Raw genomic sequence first — 22,138 nt, forward strand, 5'->3', positions numbered from 1 at the left:
CTAGTCGAGCTGGTCGAGGTCCGCGGCGGCGACCTCGTCGTCGGTCGGCAACCGAAAGGCGATCAGGCCCGCGAAGGTGTCCTCGGCGAGTTCGATCCGGTTGATCGTCATGTGCACCGGTCGCCAGCCGCCGTCGTCGGCGCGCATCCGCAACACAGCCGTGGTGACGCCGTCGGAGAAGTCCGTGGTCATACGCGCCATGTGCCGGGCATCGGCCGGGTTGATGCGCGACGCTCCGCCGTCGCGGTTACTCCAGTCGAAGAACGGTGCCGGCTCGTCGAGCCATTTCAGCAACTTCCAGTCGTCGAGGCCGACCAGGGCCCGGTGCACGCCGGGACAAGCCAGCCCGTCGAGAATGCGTTGGGCCAGGTTGTCGACGGGTGTCGCGGGACCCTCGCGCTCGCTGCGCCAGTTCATCGCCCGGGAGATCAGCCGGTCGGAGCCGTCGTCATGGGGTTCCAGGGTCACCCGGGCCACGAATCCCACCGTGATGGGATCGCCGCGGTGGTCGGTGACATCCCAGGTGGTGCACAAGGTGCTGCCGACGACCGGCTTGACGGTCATGGCCAGCACTTTGGCCTCGCTGCCGTTGAGGTCCCGGGCCGGTAGGTCGTCGGCGAAGGTTCGGCCGTGGGTGGCTTCGGTTTCCGGGTTCATTCCACTGTTGCGCAGTGATTCTGCGGTGTCGGTGGCCACGCCGGCGGTCAGGTCCCAGATCAGTGGGCCGGGAATGGGCCGCTCGGGCGCGTCGACGTCCGTCGGCCCGATCCAGACGTGCACCCCGTGGATGCGTCCGTCGGACATTCGCACCACTTCGGTGCGGATTACGCGGTCGTGCTTGGGTGTGATGCTGCTGAGGCCCTGGCCGGCCTGCACGGTTTCCCTGATGGCGCTCTGAATAGCCATCAGGTGCGGATTTCGTCGTAGAAACACACTGATGGGGACGAGGTTCTTCGTTTGCAGACCTCGTGCGACCACAACAGGCTCGCTACCCAGTGTCTCCACGAGCAGCCAGTCGTGGGTCATGTGCGGCATTTTACCGGGGTGCGCGTAGCTGTATTCGCGCGCAGCGACGACGTAATCCGCAGCAGAAACCTGCGGATTACGGTCGCGGATATCCGAAGTACGGCCGTTCGGGTTGCAAACATGAGTGAGTTCACGTAATTTGCCACTGCGCCCGGCCTCCGGGATTGGGAACGGATCGCGTTGTCCGACCGTTCGTCGCACCGTCTGTGTGTTCGGCGTGGCCGAATGCAGCCACGCAGTTGTAGATCCGCGTAGTCGGCCGTCGAGGGGTCGGTCGTCAACGCGGTCGGGGGTCACGCTGAGGACGTACTCAGCGCGCCGAGCACCAGGCGGAGTACTTGTACTGCACCAGATTTGTCCAACGGGTCGTTGCCGTTGCCGCATTTCGGTGACTGCACGCACGAGGGACAACCTTGTGGGCACTCACACGCTTCGATCGCGTCGGCCGTCGCTCCCCACCAGGTACTGAGATTGCGGAATCCGCGGTCGGCGAAACCTGCGCCGCCGGGATAGCCGTCGTAGACGAAGATCGACGGCAGGCCGTCCACCGGTCCGACGGCCGTCGAGACCCCGCCGATGTCACCGCGGTCGCAACTGGCCACCAGGGGCAACAGGCCGATGGCCGCGTGTTCGGCGGCATGCAGGCTTCCCGGCATGGATAGCAGATCAATGCCATTGTCCTGCAATGCTTCCGGGGTGACAGTGCACATCACTGCCATGGTGTCCAGGGTGCTGGGCGGCATGTCCAGCTCCACGAAATCGATGACCTCGCCGTCCATCCGTCGGCGCAGGTAGCCGACCACGGTGTTGGTCACCGACACCGGCACCAGACCGACGGTGACCGGGCCGAAGGTGCTGCGCTCGCCGGGACCGGTGACCGAGATGTCGGTCAGTTCCCTGGCGAACGTGCTGTAGCCGGGATCGGCGGCATACACGAATGCCACCCCGTCCTCGAAGGACAACGACTCGACCAGATAGGTCTCACCTTGGTGCAGGTATACCGCGCCGGGATGCAGTGCCGCCGCCGCTTGCCCGGCGCCGGTGTTGCCCAGCATCCTGCCGGTATCGACCTCCAGGATCGCGATCTGACCGCCGCTGGAGCCGCGGATGTCCACGGCGGGGTGCGGATCGACTCCAGGAGTGGGGAAGTAGCCGCTGGGGCGTTTCCGTAGCAGTCCGTCGTCGACCAGGGTTTCGGCCACTGCCTCGGCGTTCCACAACCGGACCTCGGCCGCGGTGAGCGGAAGCTCGGTTGCGGCACAGAGCAATTGCGGGCCCAGCACGTGCGGATTCGTCGGGTCGATGACCACCCGCTCGATCGGCTTGTCCAACAGCGCCGCGGGATGGTGCACCAGATAGGTGTCCAGGGGATCGTCGCGGGCGATCAACACGATCAGCGCGCCCTGCCCACGCCGGCCGGACCGGCCGGCCTGCTGCCAGAACGAGGTGACGGTGCCGGGAAACCCCGCCAGCACCACCGCATCCAGCCCGGCAATATCGATGCCGAGCTCCAGCGCGTTGGTGGTGGCCAGCCCGCGCAGCCGGCCGTCGGTCAGTGCGTGTTCCAGCTCGCGGCGGTCCTCGGCGAGAAAACCGGCCCGGTAGGACGCCACCAGATCGGCCAACTCGGGTGCGGTGTCTTCCAGCCGGGCCCGGGTTCTCAGCGCGGTGAGTTCCGCACCGCGCCGGGACCGGACGAAGGTCAAGGTACGTGCGCCCTCGGTCATCAGGTCGGCCATCACCCGGGCGGCCTCGGCGCCGGCCGAACGCCGCACCGGCGCGCCGTTCTCGCCGGTGAGATCGTCCAGCAGCGCCGGTTCCCACAGCGCGATCGTGCGCGCGCCCTGCGGTGAGCCGTCCTCGGTCACCTCGGCGACGGTCTGCCCGATCAATTCCGCGGCGGTCTCTGCAGGTGACGCCGTGGTGGCGCTGGCGAAAATGACTGTCGGGACCGAGTCATCAGGGGAGTATCGCGCGCACAACCTCAGCAGCCGGCGCAGCACCATAGCCACGTTGGAACCGAAAATGCCACGGTAGTAATGACATTCGTCGACAACGACGTACTTGAGGTGACGCAGGAACACCGCCCAGCGGGCATGGTTGCGCAGGAGGGACAGATGGATCATGTCCGGGTTGGAAAAAATCCACCTGGACCGCTCCCGGGCGAACCGGCGCACTTCGGTGGGACTGTCACCGTCATACGGTGCCGGTGCGACGTCGCGCAGGGCAGCGACGGTCTCGGTCAGGCTCTGCGCCGTGCGCAGCTGGTCGTGACCCAGCGCCTTGGTCGGTGACAGGTAGAGCACGCGAGCCTGCCGGTCCTCGGCCAAGGCCGTCAGGATCGGCAGCTGATAGGCAAGGGACTTGCCCGATGCAGTTCCGGTGGACACCACGACATGCCGACCGCCGTGGGCCAACTCGGCGGCGTCGAGTTGATGTGACCACGGCGCGGTGACGCCGCGATCCCGCAACGCCTGCACGATCTCTGGAGGGGCCCATTGCGGCCACTGATGGGGTTTGCCGTGTCGCGGAGGGATATCCGCGACATGGCGTAGCGGATTTTCGTCCGACGGGGTGCCTTCGACAACGCAAGCGAGCAGCTCACGGCCGAAATCTGACCCCTGCTCCAGCACTGTCTGTCCTCCTACGATCCACCCCGCCGTCGTCGGCCCGGATTTGTAAACGAATTGTTCACCACGCGCCGCAAACCGAGACTGTCGCAGTCGCCCCGAACATGATTGACTAATCGCGGTCGCAGCTTCTGTGTTTGTACTCGCACTCGCAGGATCGTCGTTGCGATCGCGGTTCCTGCGAGGGTTGTAGGTCGGGTCAGTTCCGGCGGCTCGCGCGTTGGTATGGCGGTCGGAACGGGCCCGGTGCACCGGAAGTCGGTGGACCGCACCCGGTTGAAAGAGAAGGAAAGAACAAAAGATGCCACAGGGAACTGTGAAGTGGTTCAACGCGGAGAAGGGCTTCGGCTTCATCGCTCCGGAGGATGGCTCTGCCGACGTGTTTGTCCACTACACGGAAATCCAGGGCAGCGGATTCCGCACCCTGGAGGAGAACCAGAAGGTTGAGTTCGAGGTTGGCCAGAGCCCCAAGGGGCCGCAGGCCACGGGTGTTCGGGCCGTCTGAGACAAAAACCCAACACAGACACCCCCGCTGAGTCCGTACCGGACACCGCGGGGGTGTTCTCGTTTTTGCGGCCTGCGCTGGCCTAGTGTCGATTTGTGAGCCAGCTGTCGTTCTTCTCGGCCGAGTCGTTGCCGCCCGCGGTAGCCGACCTGACCGGCGTTCTTGCCGGGCCGGGACAGATCGTCCTCGCGGGCACCGGCGATCGGCAGGCGGCCCGGATCTCGGTGGTCGTCGACGAGCTGTGGCGGGCCCAGGGCCTGGCCGAGATGATCAGTGACGCCGGTCTGGTGCCGGAGATCTCCCGCACCGACGAGAACAACCCGCTGGTGCGTACCGAGCTGGAGCCGCAGTTGATGCTGATCGCCAGGGAGTGGACCCGTGGCGCGGTCAAGACGGTGCCGCCGGGATGGCTGCCCGGCGCCCGTGAGTTGCGGGCTTGGACGCTGGCGGCGGGTACGCCCGAGGCCGACGACCGTTATGTGCTGGGGCTCGACCCGCATGCGCCCGATACCCACGCGGCGCTGGCCGCGGCGATGATGCGGGTGGGAATCGCCCCGACGTTGATCGGGACCAGAGGCGCTCATCCGGCCCTGCGAATCGGTGGGCGGCGACGGCTGTCACGCCTGGTAGAGAACGTGGGGGAACCGCCCGGGGAGGCGGCGGCGTTGGCGCAGTGGCCACGTATTTAATGGTGGACATACGGAGAGCCGGTTTGCGTAGGCTCGTGCGTAATGCGAAATTGTCAGTTGCCGGGCGTGGCGCGGCAACTATAGGAGTGGAGCGTAAGCACAGGTGGCTGGCGATAATGGCGGCAGCGGAAGCAAGGGACCCGTCCGGCGACTCGTAATTGTCGAGTCGCCGACAAAGGCGCGCAAGATAGCCGGCTACCTCGGTTCCAACTACGTGGTCGAATCCTCCCGCGGACACATTCGCGACCTGCCGCGCAATGCCGCTGACGTGCCCGCCAAGTACAAATCCGAGCCGTGGGCGCGCCTCGGGGTCAATGTCGACGACAACTTCGAACCGCTCTATATCGTCAGCCCGGAGAAGAAGAGCACCGTCACCGAGCTCAAAGACCTGCTCAAGGGTGTCGACGAGCTCTACCTCGCGACGGACGGTGACCGCGAGGGTGAGGCGATCGCCTGGCATCTCCTGGAGACGCTGAAGCCCAAGGTGCCGGTGCGGCGGATGGTGTTCCACGAGATCACCGAACCCGCCATCCGGGCCGCCGCGGAAAATCCCCGTGACCTGGACATCGCCCTGGTCGACGCACAGGAAACCCGGCGCATCCTCGACCGTCTCTACGGCTACGAGGTCTCACCCGTGCTGTGGAAGAAGGTCGCGCCGAAGCTGTCCGCAGGCCGGGTGCAGTCGGTGGCCACGCGCATCATCGTGCAGCGCGAGCGGGAGCGCATGGCGTTCCGCAGCGCCGGGTACTGGGACGTCAGTGCTGAGTTGGACGCGTCGGTCTCCGACCCGCAGGCCACGCCACCCAAGTTCACCGCCAAGCTCAATACCGTCGACGGCCGCCGGGTCGCCGCCGGTCGTGACTTCGACTCGCTGGGCCAGCTGCGCAAGCCCGACGAGGTGCTCGTGCTCGACGAGGCCAGCGCCGGGGCCCTGGCCGCCGGTCTGCGTGGCGCCCAGTTGGCCGTCAGCTCCGTCGAGCAGAAGCCGTACACCCGCAAGCCCTATGCGCCGTTCATGACGTCCACGCTGCAGCAGGAGGCCGCCCGCAAGCTGCGGTTCTCCTCGGAGCGCACCATGAGCATCGCCCAGCGGCTGTACGAAAACGGCTACATCACCTACATGCGTACCGACTCCACGACGCTGTCGGAGTCCGCGATCAACGCCGCGCGCAACCAGGCCAGGCAGCTCTACGGCGACGAGTACGTGCATCCGTCGCCGCGGCAGTACACCCGCAAGGTCAAGAACGCCCAGGAGGCGCACGAGGCGATCCGCCCCTCGGGGGACGTGTTCCAGACCCCGGGCCAGCTGCACAGCGCTCTGGACACCGACGAGTTCCGGCTCTACGAGCTGATCTGGCAGCGCACCGTGGCCTCGCAGATGGCCGACGCGCGCGGCACCACACTGTCGCTGCGGATCGCCGGAGCCGCCAGTTCGGGCGAGCAGGTCGTCTTCAACGCCTCCGGCCGCACCATCACGTTCGCGGGCTTCCTCAAGGCCTACGTCGAGAGCCTCGACGAGCAGGCGGGCGGTGAGGCCGACGACGCCGAGAGCCGCCTGCCGAACCTGACCCAGGGGCAGCGCGTCGATGCTGCCGATCTGACGGCCGACGGACACACCACCAGCCCGCCGGCCCGTTACACCGAGGCCTCGCTGATCAAGTCCCTCGAAGAACTCGGCATCGGCCGCCCGTCGACCTACAGCTCGATCATCAAGACCATCCAGGACCGCGGCTACGTGGTCAAAAAGGGCAGTGCGCTGGTCCCGTCGTGGGTCGCCTTCGCCGTGATCGGCCTGCTCGAGCAGCATTTCGGCCGGCTGGTGGATTACGACTTCACCGCGGCCATGGAGGACGAGCTCGACGAGATCGCCAACGGGCAGGAGCAGCGCACCAACTGGCTGTCGAACTTCTACTTCGGTGGTGAGCACGGCGTCGAGGGCTCGATCGCGCGGGCCGGTGGGCTCAAGCACCTGGTCGGCGGGAACCTCGAAGGTATCGACGCGCGAGAAGTCAACTCCATCAAGCTCTTCGACGATTCCGAGGGCCGTGCTGTGGTGGTCCGCGTGGGCCGCAACGGGCCGTACCTGGAGCGCATGATCGCCGACCCTGACAATCCCGGGGAGCTGAAGCCGCAGCGCGCCAACCTCAAGGATGAGCTGACCCCTGACGAGCTGACCCTCGAGCTGGCCGAAAAGCTTTTCGCCACACCGCAAGAGGGCCGGGTGCTGGGTGTCGACCCGGTGTCCGGGCACGAAATCGTGGCCAAGGACGGACGGTTCGGCCCCTACGTCACCGAGATTCTCCCCGAGCCGCCCGAGGACCCGGACGCCGGGACGACGGCCAAGAAGGGCAAGAAGCCGACCGGGCCCAAGCCGCGCACTGGTTCCCTTTTGCGCTCAATGGATCTGGAGACCGTGACGCTGGACGACGCGCTCAAGCTGCTGTCGCTGCCGCGCGTGGTCGGCGTCGACCCGTCGAACAACGAGGAGATCACCGCGCAGAACGGCCGTTACGGCCCATATCTCAAGCGTGGCACCGACTCTCGTTCGCTGGCCAACGAGGAGCAGATGTTCACCATCACCCTCGACGAGGCGCTGAAGATCTACGCCGAGCCGAAACGCCGTGGGCGCCAGGCTGCTGCGGCCCCGCCGCTGCGTGAGCTGGGCACCGACCCGGCCTCGGGCAAGCCGATGGTGATCAAGGACGGCCGATTCGGCCCCTATGTCACCGACGGTGAGACCAACGCCAGCCTGCGCAAGGGCGATGACGTGCAGTCGATCACCGATGAGCGTGCCTCGGAACTGCTGGCCGATCGTCGGGCCCGCGGGCCGGTGAAGAAGGCTGCCAAGAAGGCCCCGGCGAAGAAGGCAGCCAAGAAGGCTCCGGCGAAGAAGGCTGCGGCCAAGAAAGCCTGACCTGCTCTAGCCGGTCAGGTCGCTCTCGGCGTCATCGCGCTCCAGATCGCGGGGGAGCACCAGGTTCATCGGGCGGGCCAGCTGGGTGGGCCCGGTGCGCCCACGCAGCTCGACGATCTCGCCGACGTCCCAGCTCAGTGCCTCGGCATCCAGTGCGCCGCTGACCGCGATCGCGGAGGCCAGCACGTGGCCTTCCTCCAGCTTGGCGAGCTCGGTGAGGCGCGCAGCCTCGTTCACCGGGTCGCCGATCACCGTGTACTCGAATCGGGCCTGAGCGCCGATGTGGCCGGCGATCGCGCGGCCGGCCGAGACCCCGATGCCGAACTCGGTATCGGTGCCCAGAACGCTGAGCAGCTCGTCGTGCAGTTCACGGGATGCCGCCAGCGCGCCGCCGGAGGCATCGGGGTGTTCGATGGGGGCACCGAAGATGGCCAGGGCTGCGTCACCCTGGAACTTGTTGACGAACCCGCCGTGACGGTTGACGGTGTCGACGATGACCCGAAAGAACTCGTTGAGCAGGTTCACCACGTCACCGGCGGGGATCGTCGACGCCAGATGCGTCGAACCCACGAGGTCCACGAACAGCACCGCCACGTCCCGTTCCTGGCCGCCGAGCTCAGTGCCGCGTTCCAGGGCGCGTCGGGCCACGTCCTCACCCACGTAACGGCCGAACAGGTCACGTAGCCGTTGCCGCTCGGCCAGCTCGCGCACCATGTCGTTGAACCCGGCCTGCAGCAGGCCCAGCTCACTGGCGTCGTAGATCTGCATGTGCGCGTTGTAGTTACCGCGCTGCACCTCGCCCAGCGCCCAGCGCAGCTGGCGCAGCGGATCGGCGATCGACATCGCCACCAGCACGGTGCCGGACAATCCGATCACCAGCGCGGCGATGGCCAGCAGCAACAGTGGGGTGATCAGCCGGTCCGCGGATGCGGAGAGGATCGAGAACTTGCTGGCAACCAGGGCCAGGACGATGGCCAGGACCGGCACACCCGTCGAGAGGACCCAGGTCAGCACCTGGCGCAGGATCACCCCGGGGGCGCGGAAGTTCTCCGGCACCCCACCGCGCAGCGCGGCGACCGCCACCGGCCGCAGCACCCGTTCGGACTGCAGGTAGCCGATGATCGCGGTCGCGGTCGCGCCAAGCGCCGTGGCAACCAGTACCACCGGAGCTGACTTGCTGGCCACCGGCCAGCTGGCCACGATGAACACGATCGAGCCCAGGAACCAGTTCGTGACGCTGATCATGGTCCGGTAGAACGGCATTTTCAGCGTCCGCACCCGCGCCAGCTCGGTGATGGCGGGGTCGGACTTGGACAACAAGGTGTCGCGGCGCTGCCACCGGATGATGGGGATCAGCAGCCGCAGTGCCAGGTAGGCGCCGACCGTGAACGACACGAACAGGTACCCCAGGAAGATCGCCAGGTTGGCGACCGGAAGGTCCTGGAGCTGGATGCGGTCCTCCGGCGGCAGGCCGAACCGTAGGAAGCCCAGCACGAAAAGCGCGCCGATGATGTCGGCCTGCAACATGCCCAGCGTGAACACCGGCCACGGGGTGCGCGCCACCCAGCGCGCGAATGCACCGATTCGCGCGACGGGTATCGGCTCCGTGGTCACCCGTTCACCGTATCGGGCCGCAGGGACGTTCAGCGCCTGCTGTGACGTGGTTGTGTCGGCTTGACCACTACTGTTGGGGACGATGAGCGGGGTCTTTACGCGGCTGGTGGGCCAGCACGCGGTGGAACAGGAGCTGGTGGCGGCCGCGTCGGCGGCCCGCGGTGATTCGCCACACAGTGGCACCACTGTCGGGACCATGACACATGCCTGGCTGATCACGGGCCCGCCCGGGTCGGGGCGTTCGGTGGCCGCGCTGTGCTTCGCGGCGGCCTTGCAGTGCACGTCAGAGGGGACGCCGGGGTGCGGTGAATGCCGGGCCTGCACGACGACGATGGCCGGCACCCACGCCGACGTGCGCCGCATCGTGCCCGAGGGGTTGTCGATCGCGGTCAAGGAGATGCGCGACATCGTCCAGATCGCGTCGCGCCGTCCCGGGACCGGACGCTGGCAGGTTGTGGTGATCGAGGATGCCGACCGGCTCACCGAGGGTGCCGCCAACGCACTGCTCAAGGTGGTCGAGGAGCCGCCGGCATCGACGGTGTTCCTACTCTGCGCACCGTCGGTAGACCCCGAGGACATCGCGATCACGCTGCGATCACGCTGCCGGCACGTGGCGCTGACCACGCCGTCGGTGGACGCCATCGCCGACGTGCTGATCTCCGGAGACGGGCTGCCGGAAGGCGACGCCCGCTGGGCAGCCTCGGTGAGCGGCGGCCACGTGGGCCGGGCTCGACGGCTGGCGACCGATCCGGAGGCCAGAGAGCGGCGCAAGCGGGCGCTCGGGCTGGCCCGGGACGCTGCGACGCCGGCGCGGGCGTTCGCGGCTGCCGAGGAGATGGTGGCCGTCGCCGAGTCCGAGGCACTCGCGTTGACTGCGGGGCGCAACGAGACCGAGACCGAGGAGCTCAAGACCGCCCTCGGTGCCGGTGGAACCGGAAAAGGCACCGCCGCCACCACCCGCGGGACCGCCGGTGCGCTCAAGCAGCTGGAGAATCGGCAGAAGTCACGACGCACGCGGGCCAATCGCGATGCTTTGGACCGGGCCCTGATCGACCTCGCCACGTACTTCCGCGATGCGCTGCTGGTGTCCTCGGGAGCCGGCGGAGTCACCGCGAACCACCCGGACATGGCCGAGAAAGTGGAGGCCATGGCCGCCCACGTGCCGCCCGACCGGCTGCTGCGCTGCATCGAGGCGGTGCTCGAATGCCGCGAGGCGCTGGCGATCAACGTCAAACCGAAGTTCGCCGTCGACGCCATGGTGGCGACGGTCGGGCAGGCGCTGCGTGGGTGAGGTCCGGCGGGCAGGAGCGCAGCGACTCGGGGATCAAGTTGGGTCCTGGGTGGCGTCTGCCGTAAAGTGGTGCCGCCCGGTTCACCGGGTGCGCCGCCTTAGCTCAGTCGGTAGAGCATCTCACTCGTAATGAGAAGGTCGGGGGTTCGATTCCCCCAGGCGGCTCCATTTTTTTTTCGCGTCGCATGCCACTCGAGCAATCGGCGATAGGCTCACCGCCATGGCACGGATCGTGGTGGGTGCGGCTCTCCTGGCAGCGGTTTCGCTGACAGCTCCGGTGGCGGGGGCTGATCCGGGGCAAATTCCTGATCTCGGTGGTTACACCGCGGTGGATGTTCACCCCTACAGCACGTATTACAACTACCCGACGACCAACGGCGCGCAGTTCGTCAGTCCAGACGGATACCGATGCCGGATCACCTACACCGGCCGCGCCAATCCACCGATGAAGCAGGCCAGCTGCTGGGGCGAGCTGCCCGGTACATCGAGCAACATGGTCAGCGTCTTCGCGGCCATGTCACTTGATCCGGCGACATTTTCCACCGGAGATCTGGCTGCCATGGAGAAGTACACGGACTACAAGGCGCCGCGTGACCGCACAGTTGATCCGGCCGACTACAAGCTGCTTCCCGCGGGCAGCAAGCTCATCTACCCCGATACCGGAACATGTGCCGTCACCGACGTGAGCACGGTCTGCGTGGTGGGCGACCACGGCTTCGAGCTGTCGGGGCAGGGAAGCCGCGTCTTCTAGTCTCTGGTCAGTACATCGCGGGCGACGTTGCGGGCTGTATTCGCAGCAGGGAATCCCGCGTAACCGCTGGCGTGGTAGATGACTTCGGCGATCTCGTCCTCGGTGAGGCCGTTGCGGAGGCCGATCCTGACGTGCGACTCGAACTCATCGGTGGCACGCAGGGCGATCAAGATGCCCATGGTGACCAGGCTGCGGTCACGCCGGCTCAACCCGTCACGGCTCCACAACCGGCCGAAGACATTGTCGACGCCGATCGCCAGCAGCTCATCGCCGAAGCTGCCGTCGGGTTCGACAACGTCGGCCGGCAGGTGCGGCACCATCTCTCGGAGGACACGCAGACCCTGTTCGCGTACATCAGTCATGCCTGCCAGCTTGGCATGTGCTCAGACGAGTTACTCGCCGGTGGGGTGATGACGACACGGGAGCCGTCGTTGCCGCCGCCGCGGCGGCCAGCGAAAGTGAAATGGCGAACACGGCGGGCTCGCCGACTGCCCCAATTGTCGGCGGGGCACGGTCACCGACTAACTGCCCGATGCAATCTTCATCGGGAAGACGATGTCATCGCGGGCGATCGTCCCCGGGTAGCAAGGCGAGATTGCATCTACGGTGGGCGGGAAACTCGTCGGTGATGCAGAAATGATCTGGAGGCGGTAGCCATCAGGGCCATATCCGAACTGGTTGGGCTTCCGGAACTCGTCGCGCTCGATTACTTTCCATCCCCAGCTGCGCCAGATCTCGCCGACCTTCCTCACGGTGGCATCGTTGTCGATTCCCGGGGGTGATTGCAGTTCACCGATGGTGCTGAAATTCCTCGGAGCGGTGGGTGTGCTGTCGTTATCGTCGCAGTACCCGGTTGAGCCAGCTGAACCGTATCGGGTGGCGTCTATGACGGTGCCTGCCGGCAGCCCGTGCAGGGTGCGCTTCAGGTAGCTCATGAGTGTGTCCTGGGTTTGTTGTTGCGATTGGGGCACAACAGCATTCACGGATGAACCTTCGGCGGTGCAGGCGGTGGGGGTCAGGCAGAGCCCGGTCATGATGGCGACGAAAATTCTAGTTTTCATCGGCGTACCACCAGTGTGTGGCGGATTTGAGGTCAACTGACTTCCCGTCTACTCCCCAATTGCGGTAATGACGATGACCGGCGAATTCTCGGCTAGGTAGGCCTTAGATTTGATCCTGGTAGAGGTGAACGCCGCGTTGAGTTGCTCGCTGCCGAGCAGGCCGCCTTGTGGCAGTACTCCTCTCAGCGTTTCCCAGACATCGGGCTGGTTGGCAGTCGGAACGGCTCGATACCTCGTTTTCAGATCGTTCGCGACTGCCGGGCTAAGTTCGACGATGCTGTCGATCCAGTACAACGACGGCCCTGGGGCCTGCGGATCACCCATGTCTCCGCTAACCCACGAGGCGGTGACTGGTGACCCGAGCGCGGGGAAGCGTTTGGTCAATGGCTCCAGTTCGTGCCGGACCGGATTTGACGTGGTCTTGGCGGCAGGGGTGTTCACGGTGCCCTCCATCGGTTGCCGATCATGCGAACTGGGAAAACATGCTGTAAGCGCGAAGATGAGCAAGGTCAATGACAGGGCTGCAGCGCTGATCCTTTTCGCCCCAAAAGAATTCGTCACGGCAGTGTCACACCTCCGGTGTTGCGATTGTTATCGGGTACTCGAATTCCACCTGGGCTGCCTCTGCCGTCCACCCGGTCTTCCCGTCCCGGATTGAATTGGGGTGAGCTCCCTTGATCGGCTGTCGGCGCGCTCCCGAGTTCCCAGGTAACTGTCCGGGTGACTTCCCCGTGGGAATCGAACGGCTTGGCCCATCCCAGCTCGGTGAACCTACCGTTGTCGTTGTCGGACGCTCCGGTCCCAATGTCGGATTGACCGCGATTGAAGTTGTAGTGGTCTTCGGCGTGCACTGTCACCGTCATCGTGACCTTGTTGCCTTCGACCTTGACGTCCGCACTGCTCCATTGTTGGTATCCGCCAACTGCTTTCTGCCAATTTTCAGTGGTCGGGTAGTTCGCGGTCTGTGTCGCATCGCCGGTCATCGAGAATGACGTGTTGCCGCCCCGGATCAGTTCTTCAGCCCCACGTTGGGCTCGGCTGATCTGATCGTCGACGTTGGCGCGGATACCTGGGTCCTCCCGGTAGGCCTCTTCGTAATCGAATTCGATTGGTTTTCCGTCGTTATCCCAATAGTGCCGATACATCTGAGTCGCGTCGTCGAGGTCGCTTCGCAGCAAACGACCACCCGCAAGCTTTGCCTCCCATTCGGCTCGCTTCAGGTAATCACCGACCCCGGGCTCAGCGGAACCGTATTTGAAGTCTTCGTCCCAGGAGATGTCGGGTTTCGTAGGAGGTCCGATGACAAACTCAGGCCCGCCTGGCTCACCGGGTTTCGATCCAGGCTCGGCTGGCGCCTCGCCGCCGTCGGGGTCCTTCGAATCCTTGCCGTCCTTGTCCGGCCCGAGCTTCTGGTTCTGCAGCTCGTCGTACTGGTTCTTGATGTCGGTGATGCGAGAACCGATCTTGAGCATGTCTCCGTTGGCATTGCTGACGGTGTTTTTGACCTGGGTGATGCCCTGATTGGCGATCGGTATCAGGCTGTTTTCGCGAGCCTGGGGGCTGAGCGAGCTGGGCAGTGAGTTCACGGCGCTGTCGACCCAGGACTTTGTGGTGTCGAGTTGAGTGCGACCGTTGGTGACGATGTTCGCGGCATTCGTGACCTCGGCAGCCATCTTTTTGTCGAGGTCGGCGAGTTTCTGGTAGACGGCTGCATGCTCTCTGTTAGCAGCGGCATAGGCCTCGGCGCCCTTTCCTTGCCAGCCATCGTGCTGGGCGGCCGATTCGACCATGCCCTTCATCCGCAGTAGCTGGGAGCTGCCGTCGTGCTGGGAGCCGTCGACGGGCGTACCGACCCCGAAGGTTGCCCGCGCTTTGTTCCACGTGGAATAGAAGCCATCAAGCGCGCTCACAAAACTCCCCCTCGACTGGATCCTGGCAGTCACCGGTCAGTATCTCAGCACTCATCGACCGCGATGCTCAGCCACCGAGAGCTGTGATCTCTTCGGGAATGTCGCCGACTGTTTCCGGATAGATGCTGGTCTTGATCCAGGTCCCATCGGGTTTCCGGTCGACGTGCGCAGTTCCGGCATCGCTGGAGAGCAACCATAATTGGTCACTGGTGGACAGCCAGGTGATGCCGACGCCGTGGCGACTGCTGTAGGCGTACGAGTCGCGGAACACCTCGGCGCCCGTTGTTTTGTCCCGGATCACTGCCACCCAGGTGTCGACACCGTTCTGATTCGGTCCCATGTCCACCGCCACCGCATACTGCCCGGACGGTGAGTCCTTCAGATGGTCCGGTCGCGCGAAGCGGTCGTGATGTGGACTCGGGCCGCCGAAGAGTCCACAACCAGCGAGCAGGCAGGCGACCAATGCTGTGACGGCTAGTTGGCGGATCACCGTGCTGACCACCTGTCGTCACTGCCCACGAGCGATAATGTCGTACGCATCGCCGAACTGACGGATCGCGTCGTTGATGCGCGGCCACGGTGTCAGATAGACCGTCAGCTGAGTGTCGTAGATGCTCCAGTCGGCCTCGGCGATGTCACTCGGGGGCAGAAGCTGTCCACCGCTGAAGAACCCATCATTGATGTGAGGATCACCCGGGCGAGCGGTGAGCACTGCGACCTGATAAGCGAGTTCAGTCTGGGCATGCGCGGGTGTCGGAGGCGGACTCTTCCCCGCCAGATGCGCTCCGGTGGCGACGAGACTGCGCAAGGTAGCGGCGCGAAGCAGGTCCGCTTGTTGTGCGGCCCCTCGGTCGGCCAACAATGGTTCGGCCACCGCGGCTTTGGCGAATGCGACCTCGTAGCTGTGCGCGCGCTCTGAGACCGCGTCGATCAAGACTTGGTTGGCGTCGTTGTCTTTGGTCATTGCGCCGAACAGGGCCGCGGTACGCCGCATCTGCGAACCCGGGCCGTCCAACGAGCCGAAGCCCTCGACTCCCGTCGCGTCGCCGACCATCGCGCCGACGTAAGGGGCGAGGCTGCGGGCAAAGGCTTGCCAAAGAGGGGGATTGGCAGGGGTATTCGCAGGTTCGCCCTTGTTGTCGGCGATGAACGAAGCGATGGCGTGCGCCGTTTGGCCGGCGCGAGTCGCTGCGGTGTGATCGGTTGAATGCGCATCGCGCGGAATCCATACGAAGACTTCGGCCGCACCTCGGCCGTCGTCGGGCCACGCCGCGGACGTGATGTCCCGCAGGAACTCTGGACCGTCGGCTCGGTTGACCCGGTCGGAGATTGTGGCGGGATCTGTATCTGAGGGAAGTGTGGGTTCGGCGCGTGAATTACATCCGACGAGTGCGAGGAGAGCCATGGCCAATGTGAGCCCACAGATGTGTCGACGCCCCTCGCGGCGCAGCGTTGTCATCGCTGTCTGCTCACAGAACGTCCCCCCACCAGGATCCCGACAGTCAACCGTCAGTATCTCAGCAGCTGAACTACTTCGGTGCCAGGAATCCCACAGGTCCGGGGGAGATGCAGACCGACAGCGCGGCGGTGTTGGCCTGCACGGCAATCGACTGGCCGGCCCCGGGCAGCCGGACGAAGACCCGGTTGAGCCCGGGGCGCACCGGCACCTTCACCTCGGGGCCTTCGGCCAGGGCCATGGTCAGTGAACCGTCGCTGTTGGCCAGGTAGTTGATCTCGGCGGTCCAATCGGCCGGCAGCAGTGGCCCGTCGAGCGGCATGACCACGGGTTCGTCGGGCTGCACCAGGAAGCCGCACCTGGGCGCCGGGCCCTCGACGATGGTGCGCACCCAGGTCACCTTGGCGGGGAGAAGTGTGCCGGTCCGGTCGAACATCCGCAGATCGGTTGTCGCCGAGGCGAATTCGGGCCGTGGTGACGCGAGCGCGAACATGTGGCTGGCCAGGTTCTCCGGAGCGGCCACCCGTTGCAGTATCAGCGGATCGACCTCCTGGTCCAGCAGCGGTGCGGCGGATGAGGTGGAAGCCAGAGATGCGCGGGCATTGTTCAGATACGCCGGCACCGGGTTGTCCTGCCACACCTTCAGGAAGGTGAACGTCGAATAGAGACTGCTCACCACGAAAAGTACCGCGACACCGACACATACAGCAGTGCGTGTGCGTGACGCCGAGAGATAGGACGCGAACCGTGAATCCCGGTTCGGCGCACAGAATCCCACCGCCGCCAACAGCGCCAGCACCACCACGAGGTCCGGCAGATAGCGCAGCGTCTGCGCCAGCTCCAACGCCGTGAAACGAGACGAGCGCATCAGATAGATCGGGATCTGGCACGCGACGGCGTAGCCCAGGGCCACGACCAGAACCGGCCAGATGCGGTTCTTGCGCACGAGCACCACAGCGACAGCGACAACGAGGACGACCCAGCCCAGCACCATCACCGAGACGGGCGGGGTGGCCCACGGGGACGCGGGCGCCCAGCGTTGCCAGGACCACGGCCCGCCTACGATCCCGGGCACGATGCCGTGGGTAAACGATCGGCTCAGCAGGTCCCAGGTCATCGCCAGGTCGAAGCTCCACCGCTTCTGATCGACGACGACGAGGTACACCCCGATCCATGCCACGGTCAGTCCCAGGCACCCGACCCACAGCCGAAGGCCGCGTCGCCACACGTCGCGTACGCCGAAAGTCCCCGTGACGTACCCCAGAAGGGTGACGACGGCGAACGCGACGAACGGGATCACCGCGGCCTTCTCGAAGAACAACAGACCGCCGAAGAACACCAGTACGCCGAGGACCGCGTGCCGGGTAGCTCCCGTCCGCACCAACAGCACGGCCTCACCGCAGACCCACGCCAGGGCGGCCAGCATGGGCAGGGAGTTCAATGCCGCCGCCCACCAGGCGAACCCGGGCAACGCCAGCGGCGTGAACAAGGCAAAGGTCAGCGGGATCAGCAGCACCGGGCGCCAGCCGAGGATCACCCACAGTGCCCGCACCAGCGCCAGCGAGGCCAGCAGTTGCATCACCACCAGGCTCACCGCTGCCAGCACCCAGGAGAACGGCGCCACCCGCGTGACGGCGCCGGATACCAGGAACGCCGCGGGCATGACGTGGCCGTCGTGATCGTCGAAGAGGTATGACGGCGACAGCAGATCCTGGGTCCCGGCCCGGCCGATCAGGATCAGATCGTCCCAGTAGAAATAGCCGCCGAATGCGAGTACCGCCCGGACCACCAGGTGCAGCGCGATGAGCGCGGCGGCGATGCGGGCGACCTTGTTCACTCTTGCCGACTGTACGGACCCAGCGGGGGCCAATCTGCCGTCGGTATGGTGAGGCCGTGCGAACACTGGTTACTGGAGCGGCAGGTTTCATCGGATCGACGCTGGTTGACCGGCTGCTGGCGGACGGACACAGCGTCGTCGGGCTCGATGACCTCAGCACGGGCCGGGCGGAGAACCTCAGCAGCGCCGACAACAATGACAACTTCGAGTTCGTCAAGGCAGACATCGTCGACGCGGATCTGCTGGGCTTGTTCAAAGACACCCAGCCTGAGGTGATCTTCCATCTGGCCGCGCAGATCTCGGTGAAGCGTTCGGTGGACGACCCGCAGCTGGACTCCACGGTGAATGTGGTGGGTGTGGTCCGGTTGGCCGAGGCAGCCCGGCAGTCGGGCGTGCGCAAGGTGGTGCACACGTCGTCAGGCGGCTCGGTGTACGGCACTCCGCCGTCGTACCCGACGAGTGAGGACACTCCGGCGGATCCGGCGTCGCCGTACGCGGCGAGCAAGGTGGCCGGCGAGGTCTACTTCAACATGTTCCGCAATCTGTACGGCCTGGATTGCTCACATATCGCGCCGGCCAACGTCTACGGCCCGCGCCAGGATCCGCACGGCGAGGCCGGCGTGGTGGCGATCTTCGCGCAGGCCCTGCTCGCCGGGCGGCCCACCAAGATTTTCGGTGACGGCAGCGACACCCGCGACTATGTCTATGTCGATGACGTGGTGGATGCCTTCGTGAAGGCGTCGGGATCAGAGGGCGGTGGCCAGCGGTTCAACGTCGGTACCGGGGTGGAGACCTCGACCCGCGAGATGCACACCGCGATCGCCGTCGCCGTCGGTGCGGCGGACGATCCGGAGATGCATCCGCCGCGGCTCGGTGACCTGCGTCGTTCCCGTCTGGACATCACGCGGGCGCGTGAGGTGCTGGGCTGGCAGCCCCAGGTGGACCTGGCCGCGGGAATCCCCAGGACGGTCGAATTCTTTCGGAGTAATTCCCGCTAAAAGATTGTGAGTACTCACTTTCTGCTCTAGCGTTGCGTCATGTCCTACGACGTCATCGTTCGCAACGGCCTGTGGTTCGACGGCACCGGCGCCCCGCCGCAGGTCCGTACGCTGGGAATTCGCGACGGGGCGGTGGTCGCGGTATCGGCCACACCGCTCGACGAGACCGACTGCCCGGATGTCATCAACGCCGGCGGCAAATGGGTGGTGCCCGGCTTCGTCGACGTGCACACGCACTACGACGCCGAGGTCCTGCTCGACCCGGGCCTGCGGGAATCCGTGCGTCACGGGGTGACCACTGTGCTGCTCGGCATGTGCTCGCTGTCGACCGTGTATGCCGACGCCGAGGATGCCGCCGACCTGTTCAGCCGCGTCGAGGCGGTGCCGCGTCAGTTCGTGCTGGGCGCCTTGGAGCAGCACAAGACCTGGTCGGGTCCAGCCGAGTACGTGAAGGTCCTCGACGACCTGCCGCTGGGCCCGAATGTCGCGTCGCTGCTGGGGCATTCGGACCTGCGGGCCTCGGTGCTGGGACTGGACCGGGCCACCACCCGTGGCGTCACCCCGACCGACGCCGAACTGGAAACCATGGCGGCCAAGCTCGACGAGGCCCTCGACGCCGGCATGCTCGGGATGTCCGGGATGGACGCGGCGATCGACAAGCTCGACGGGGACCGGTTCCGGTCCCGCGCATTGCCGTCGACGTTCGCGACCTGGCGTGAGCGCCGGCGTCTGATCAAGGTCTTGCGTAAGCGCGGCCGGATGCTGCAGAGCGCGCCGAATGTGGCGAAAGTTCATGAGGCACTGAACTTCTTCCTGGAGAGCAGCGGCCAGTTCGGCCGACGCCGGGATGTACGGATGAGCCTGCTGGTATCGGCCGACGCCAAGTCCTCGCCCGGAGCGGTGCGTGTGCTCGGGCCCGGCGTCCGGCTGCTCAACCGGATCCTCGGTGCCAAGGTGCGCTTCCAGCACCTGCCTGTGCCGTTCGAATTGTATTCGGACGGAATCGATCTGCCCGTGTTCGAGGAGTTCGGTGCAGGTACCGCGGCCCTGCACCTCAAGGATCAGTTCGAGCGCAACAAGCTGCTCGCCGACCCCGAGTACCGCCGCCGGTTCCGCAAGTCGTTCGACCGACGGGTGCTCGGACCGACCTTGTGGCACCGCGACTTCCACGACGCCAGGATCGTCGAATGCCCTGACAAGGCGCTGATCGGCAAGAGCTTCGGGCAGATCGCCGACGAGCGCGGCATTCACCCGCTCGACGCCTTCCTCGACGTGCTGGTCGACAACGGTGAACGCAACGTTCGCTGGACCACCATCGTGGCCAACGACCGGCCGAAGTTCCTCGACAAGCTGGCCACGGAACCGTCGGTGCACATGGGTTTCTCGGATGCCGGTGCGCACCTGCGCAACATGGCGTTCTACAACTACCCGGTGAAGCTCCTCAAGCGGGTGCGTGACGCTCAGTTGGCCGGACGGCCGTTCATGACGACCGAACATGCCGTCCACCGGCTGACCGGCGAGGTGGCCGACTGGTTCGGTGTCCCGGCCGGCACGCTGCGTCAAGGTGATCGTGCCGACTTCGTGGTGATCGACCCGGCCGGCCTCAACGACACAGTGGAGGCCTACCACGAGGAGTCGGTCCCGTTCTACGGCGGGCTGAGCCGCATGGTGAATCGCAGCGACGACGCCGTCGTCGCGACCGCCGTCAACGGTGCGGTGGTGTTCCGCAACGGCCAGTTCCGCGATGGCTACGGCGAATCGGTGAAATCGGGCCGGTACCTGCGGGCCGGTGCCGAGCAACTGGACCGCACGCCCGTCTAGTCATGGCGAGAACCCAGCAGCAGCGTCGTGAGGAAACCGTGGCGCGCCTACTCGACGCCGGCATCGACACCATTGTCGAGGTGGGGTACGCGCGGGCGTCGGCGGCGGTGATCGCCAAGCGAGCCAAGGTTTCCGACGGTGCGCTGTTCCGGCATTTCCCCACCATGAGCGACTTCATGGCGGCCACGGCGCGAGAGGTGGCGCGCCGTCAGTTGGAGTTGGGAAGCAAGCTGATAGCAGACATCGCCGCCGAGCAGCCGCCGTTGCCGGCGGTGCTGACGATTCTGCGGGATATCGCGGGCAGCGACACCAACACCGTGTGGCATGAGCTGCTGATGGCGGCCCGCACCGATGAGAAGCTGCGGGGCCCACTGCAAACCGTGCTTGCCGAATACATCGAGAACATCCACGAAGTCGCCAAGACCACGCCGGGGGTCGATCAATTCCCCGAGGACTCGTTCAGCGTCATACTGGCCGTCCTGCTCAACACGTTCGACGGTGCGGCCATGGTGCGCCGCGTGCTGCCACTGCCCGAACTCGAGGACGCCCGGATCGCCATGCTGGCGGCGTTGCTCAGCCGCTAGATTTCGTCGGGCACCCGCACGTTCTGCAGGGCCACGGCCCGGGCCAGCCGGGCATAGCGCAGCTCGAGATCCTTGATCCGCAGGTACGTCGACAGCGTGACGAATACGAACGCGATGATGAGCATGTACTCCATCAGGTCCGTACCGCGGTCCACCCCAAGCCAATTGGCCACCACGGTGGTGTCGTCGGGTCGCAGGATCGCGTAGATTCCCGCCGCCACGAACAACACGAAACCGACCTTCACCCACGCCTTGGAACGGGCGCTGCGCCGCGACCCGAGCAGGTACGCCAACAGCACCAGCACCGCGACGATCAGTAGTGCCTGAATCCAGTTCATCGGGACATCCTTCTGCGTAACAGCCCGTCGAAGAGGATGTTCACCCCGTTGAGCAGTGGTTGCCCCTTGGACTTCGAGTAGTCGGTGTAGAGGATCTCGACCGGTTCCTCGAGTACGCGCCAACGGTTTTCGTACGCCAGCGAGATGAACTCACCCGCGTGGCTCATGCCGTTCATGGTGAGGTTGAGCTCGTCGGCCACCAGCTTGTTGAACACCCGTAGGCCGTTGTGCGCGTCGGTGAGTCCGAAGGCGCGGCTCTGCGGGCTCAGGAATGCCGCTGCCCGCAGGATGATCCGCTTCAGCGGCGGGGTGTGCGTCACCGCGTGGGCATCCGGGTTGGCGAACCGGGTGCCCACGACCAGATCGGCACCGTCGGTGTCGAGCCGGTCGATCATCCGCACCACGTCCTTGACCTGGTGCTGACCGTCGGCATCGAAGGTGGCGAACACGCGGGCGCCGGGCCGGCTGCGCGCGTACTCGACGCCGGTCTGGATTGCCGCACCCTGACCGAGATTCACCGGATGCGGGACGACGTGCGCGCCGGCCCGCACGGCCAGGTCGGCAGTGCCGTCGCGGCTGCCGTCGTCGACACAGACCACGTTAGGGAAAACCGAGCGCACGTCGGAGATGACGTCGCCGATGATGCTCGCCTCGTTGAAGGCGGGGATGATGATCCAAATGTCGTGAAAGCGCATGTCGATGGGCACCAAACT

General features: G+C 65.7%; 20 protein-coding genes and 1 tRNA gene. 9 read left to right on the forward strand and 12 right to left on the reverse strand.

The features are described from left to right. Positions 1–1,026 (reverse strand): PAS domain-containing protein, encoded by a 1,026-nt coding sequence (locus ACZYZF_RS19270; protein WP_463836513.1) that lies wholly within the window; start codon positions 1,024–1,026, stop codon positions 1–3. 293 nt (positions 1,027–1,319) lie between these two features. Beyond that, entirely contained in the window at positions 1,320–3,656 is a 2,337-nt protein-coding gene (locus ACZYZF_RS19275; RefSeq protein ID WP_463836629.1) for a DEAD/DEAH box helicase, read from the reverse strand. Positions 3,657–3,957: 301 nt separating this feature from the next. Between ACZYZF_RS19275 and ACZYZF_RS19280 the strand changes: the two genes are divergently transcribed. The 3 genes from ACZYZF_RS19280 (at position 3,958) to topA (ending at position 7,764) form a co-directional block, all read left to right on the forward strand. After that, positions 3,958–4,161: a cold-shock protein gene (locus tag ACZYZF_RS19280; protein WP_006243848.1), complete on the forward strand. Its 204-nt coding sequence runs from the start codon at positions 3,958–3,960 to the stop codon at positions 4,159–4,161. Between the two features lie 95 nt (positions 4,162–4,256). Next, entirely contained in the window at positions 4,257–4,850 is a 594-nt protein-coding gene (locus ACZYZF_RS19285) for a hypothetical protein (RefSeq protein WP_463743931.1), read from the forward strand. 103 nt (positions 4,851–4,953) lie between these two features. Further along, entirely contained in the window at positions 4,954–7,764 is a 2,811-nt protein-coding gene (topA, locus tag ACZYZF_RS19290) for a type I DNA topoisomerase (RefSeq protein ID WP_463743932.1), read from the forward strand. A 6-nt stretch (positions 7,765–7,770) separates the two neighbouring features. On the opposite strand, the gene ACZYZF_RS19295 is transcribed toward topA, so the two are convergent. Continuing rightward, positions 7,771–9,378, reverse strand: coding sequence for an adenylate/guanylate cyclase domain-containing protein (locus ACZYZF_RS19295; protein ID WP_463743933.1), 1,608 nt, complete (start codon positions 9,376–9,378; stop codon positions 7,771–7,773). An 82-nt stretch (positions 9,379–9,460) separates the two neighbouring features. Between ACZYZF_RS19295 and ACZYZF_RS19300 the strand changes: the two genes are divergently transcribed. The 3 genes from ACZYZF_RS19300 (at position 9,461) to ACZYZF_RS19310 (ending at position 11,420) form a co-directional block, all read left to right on the forward strand. Beyond that, the gene (locus ACZYZF_RS19300) at positions 9,461–10,669 is read left to right on the forward strand and encodes a DNA polymerase III subunit delta' (RefSeq protein WP_463836514.1); all 1,209 of its coding nucleotides are present in this window, start codon (positions 9,461–9,463) and stop codon (positions 10,667–10,669) included. A 92-nt stretch (positions 10,670–10,761) separates the two neighbouring features. Then, positions 10,762–10,837, forward strand: a tRNA-Thr gene (locus ACZYZF_RS19305). A 52-nt stretch (positions 10,838–10,889) separates the two neighbouring features. Further along, a complete protein-coding gene (locus ACZYZF_RS19310; RefSeq protein WP_463743935.1) occupies positions 10,890–11,420 on the forward strand; it encodes a hypothetical protein in 531 nt (176 codons plus the stop codon). Here ACZYZF_RS19310 and ACZYZF_RS19315 read toward each other — a convergent pair. From ACZYZF_RS19315 to ACZYZF_RS19345, 7 genes are all read right to left on the reverse strand, one after another. Beyond that, entirely contained in the window at positions 11,417–11,782 is a 366-nt protein-coding gene (locus tag ACZYZF_RS19315) for a carboxymuconolactone decarboxylase family protein (protein ID WP_463743936.1), read from the reverse strand. The genes ACZYZF_RS19310 and ACZYZF_RS19315 overlap by 4 nt on opposite strands. Positions 11,783–11,941: 159 nt before the next feature. Further along, entirely contained in the window at positions 11,942–12,454 is a 513-nt protein-coding gene (locus tag ACZYZF_RS19320) for a hypothetical protein (protein WP_463836515.1), read from the reverse strand. 75 nt (positions 12,455–12,529) lie between these two features. Beyond that, on the reverse strand, positions 12,530–12,922 hold the full coding sequence (locus ACZYZF_RS19325; RefSeq protein ID WP_463836516.1) for a hypothetical protein: 393 nt from the start codon (positions 12,920–12,922) through the stop codon (positions 12,530–12,532). 116 nt (positions 12,923–13,038) lie between these two features. Beyond that, positions 13,039–14,424: an EspA/EspE family type VII secretion system effector gene (locus tag ACZYZF_RS19330; RefSeq protein WP_463836517.1), complete on the reverse strand. Its 1,386-nt coding sequence runs from the start codon at positions 14,422–14,424 to the stop codon at positions 13,039–13,041. A 34-nt stretch (positions 14,425–14,458) separates the two neighbouring features. Continuing rightward, positions 14,459–14,893 (reverse strand): hypothetical protein, encoded by a 435-nt coding sequence (locus ACZYZF_RS19335; protein WP_463836518.1) that lies wholly within the window; start codon positions 14,891–14,893, stop codon positions 14,459–14,461. A gap of 6 nt (positions 14,894–14,899) precedes the next feature. Beyond that, positions 14,900–15,850 (reverse strand): hypothetical protein, encoded by a 951-nt coding sequence (locus ACZYZF_RS19340; protein ID WP_463836519.1) that lies wholly within the window; start codon positions 15,848–15,850, stop codon positions 14,900–14,902. Positions 15,851–15,920: 70 nt separating this feature from the next. Continuing rightward, positions 15,921–17,684 (reverse strand): hypothetical protein, encoded by a 1,764-nt coding sequence (locus ACZYZF_RS19345; RefSeq protein WP_463836520.1) that lies wholly within the window; start codon positions 17,682–17,684, stop codon positions 15,921–15,923. 56 nt (positions 17,685–17,740) lie between these two features. On the opposite strand from ACZYZF_RS19345, the gene ACZYZF_RS19350 reads away from it, so the two are divergent. The 3 genes from ACZYZF_RS19350 to ACZYZF_RS19360 are packed head-to-tail and all read left to right on the forward strand — an operon-like array spanning position 17,741 to position 21,087. Next, entirely contained in the window at positions 17,741–18,682 is a 942-nt protein-coding gene (locus tag ACZYZF_RS19350; RefSeq protein ID WP_463836521.1) for a GDP-mannose 4,6-dehydratase, read from the forward strand. 39 nt (positions 18,683–18,721) lie between these two features. After that, a complete protein-coding gene (locus tag ACZYZF_RS19355; RefSeq protein ID WP_463836522.1) occupies positions 18,722–20,503 on the forward strand; it encodes an N-acyl-D-amino-acid deacylase family protein in 1,782 nt (593 codons plus the stop codon). 2 nt (positions 20,504–20,505) lie between these two features. Further along, a complete protein-coding gene (locus ACZYZF_RS19360) occupies positions 20,506–21,087 on the forward strand; it encodes a TetR/AcrR family transcriptional regulator (protein WP_463743942.1) in 582 nt (193 codons plus the stop codon). Here the strand turns inward: ACZYZF_RS19360 and ACZYZF_RS19365 are convergent. Together ACZYZF_RS19365 and ACZYZF_RS19370 are read right to left on the reverse strand one after the other, a co-directional pair. After that, positions 21,084–21,425: a DUF2304 domain-containing protein gene (locus tag ACZYZF_RS19365; protein WP_463743943.1), complete on the reverse strand. Its 342-nt coding sequence runs from the start codon at positions 21,423–21,425 to the stop codon at positions 21,084–21,086. The two genes, ACZYZF_RS19360 and ACZYZF_RS19365, sit on opposite strands and share 4 nt — an antisense overlap. Further along, entirely contained in the window at positions 21,422–22,120 is a 699-nt protein-coding gene (locus tag ACZYZF_RS19370; RefSeq protein WP_463744190.1) for a glycosyltransferase family 2 protein, read from the reverse strand. The genes ACZYZF_RS19365 and ACZYZF_RS19370 overlap by 4 nt, the downstream gene beginning before the upstream one ends. Between the last annotated feature and the right edge of the window lie 18 nt (positions 22,121–22,138).

The sequence above is a fragment of the Mycobacterium sp. IDUB_24 genome (assembly GCF_055419385.1).

Coding starts and splice junctions, on each gene's coding strand:
- ACZYZF_RS19270 (WP_463836513.1), bottom strand. CDS start 1,026: ATGACCCACGACTGGCTGCTCGTGGAGACACTGGGTAGCGAGCCTGTT.
- ACZYZF_RS19280 (WP_006243848.1), top strand. CDS start 3,958: ATGCCACAGGGAACTGTGAAGTGGTTCAACGCGGAGAAGGGCTTCGGC.
- ACZYZF_RS19300 (WP_463836514.1), top strand. CDS start 9,461: ATGAGCGGGGTCTTTACGCGGCTGGTGGGCCAGCACGCGGTGGAACAG.
- ACZYZF_RS19310 (WP_463743935.1), top strand. CDS start 10,890: ATGGCACGGATCGTGGTGGGTGCGGCTCTCCTGGCAGCGGTTTCGCTG.
- ACZYZF_RS19315 (WP_463743936.1), bottom strand. CDS start 11,782: ATGACTGATGTACGCGAACAGGGTCTGCGTGTCCTCCGAGAGATGGTG.
- ACZYZF_RS19320 (WP_463836515.1), bottom strand. CDS start 12,454: ATGACCGGGCTCTGCCTGACCCCCACCGCCTGCACCGCCGAAGGTTCA.
- ACZYZF_RS19340 (WP_463836519.1), bottom strand. CDS start 15,850: ATGACAACGCTGCGCCGCGAGGGGCGTCGACACATCTGTGGGCTCACA.
- ACZYZF_RS19355 (WP_463836522.1), top strand. CDS start 18,722: ATGTCCTACGACGTCATCGTTCGCAACGGCCTGTGGTTCGACGGCACC.
- ACZYZF_RS19360 (WP_463743942.1), top strand. CDS start 20,506: ATGGCGAGAACCCAGCAGCAGCGTCGTGAGGAAACCGTGGCGCGCCTA.
- ACZYZF_RS19365 (WP_463743943.1), bottom strand. CDS start 21,425: ATGAACTGGATTCAGGCACTACTGATCGTCGCGGTGCTGGTGCTGTTG.
- ACZYZF_RS19370 (WP_463744190.1), bottom strand. CDS start 22,120: ATGCGCTTTCACGACATTTGGATCATCATCCCCGCCTTCAACGAGGCG.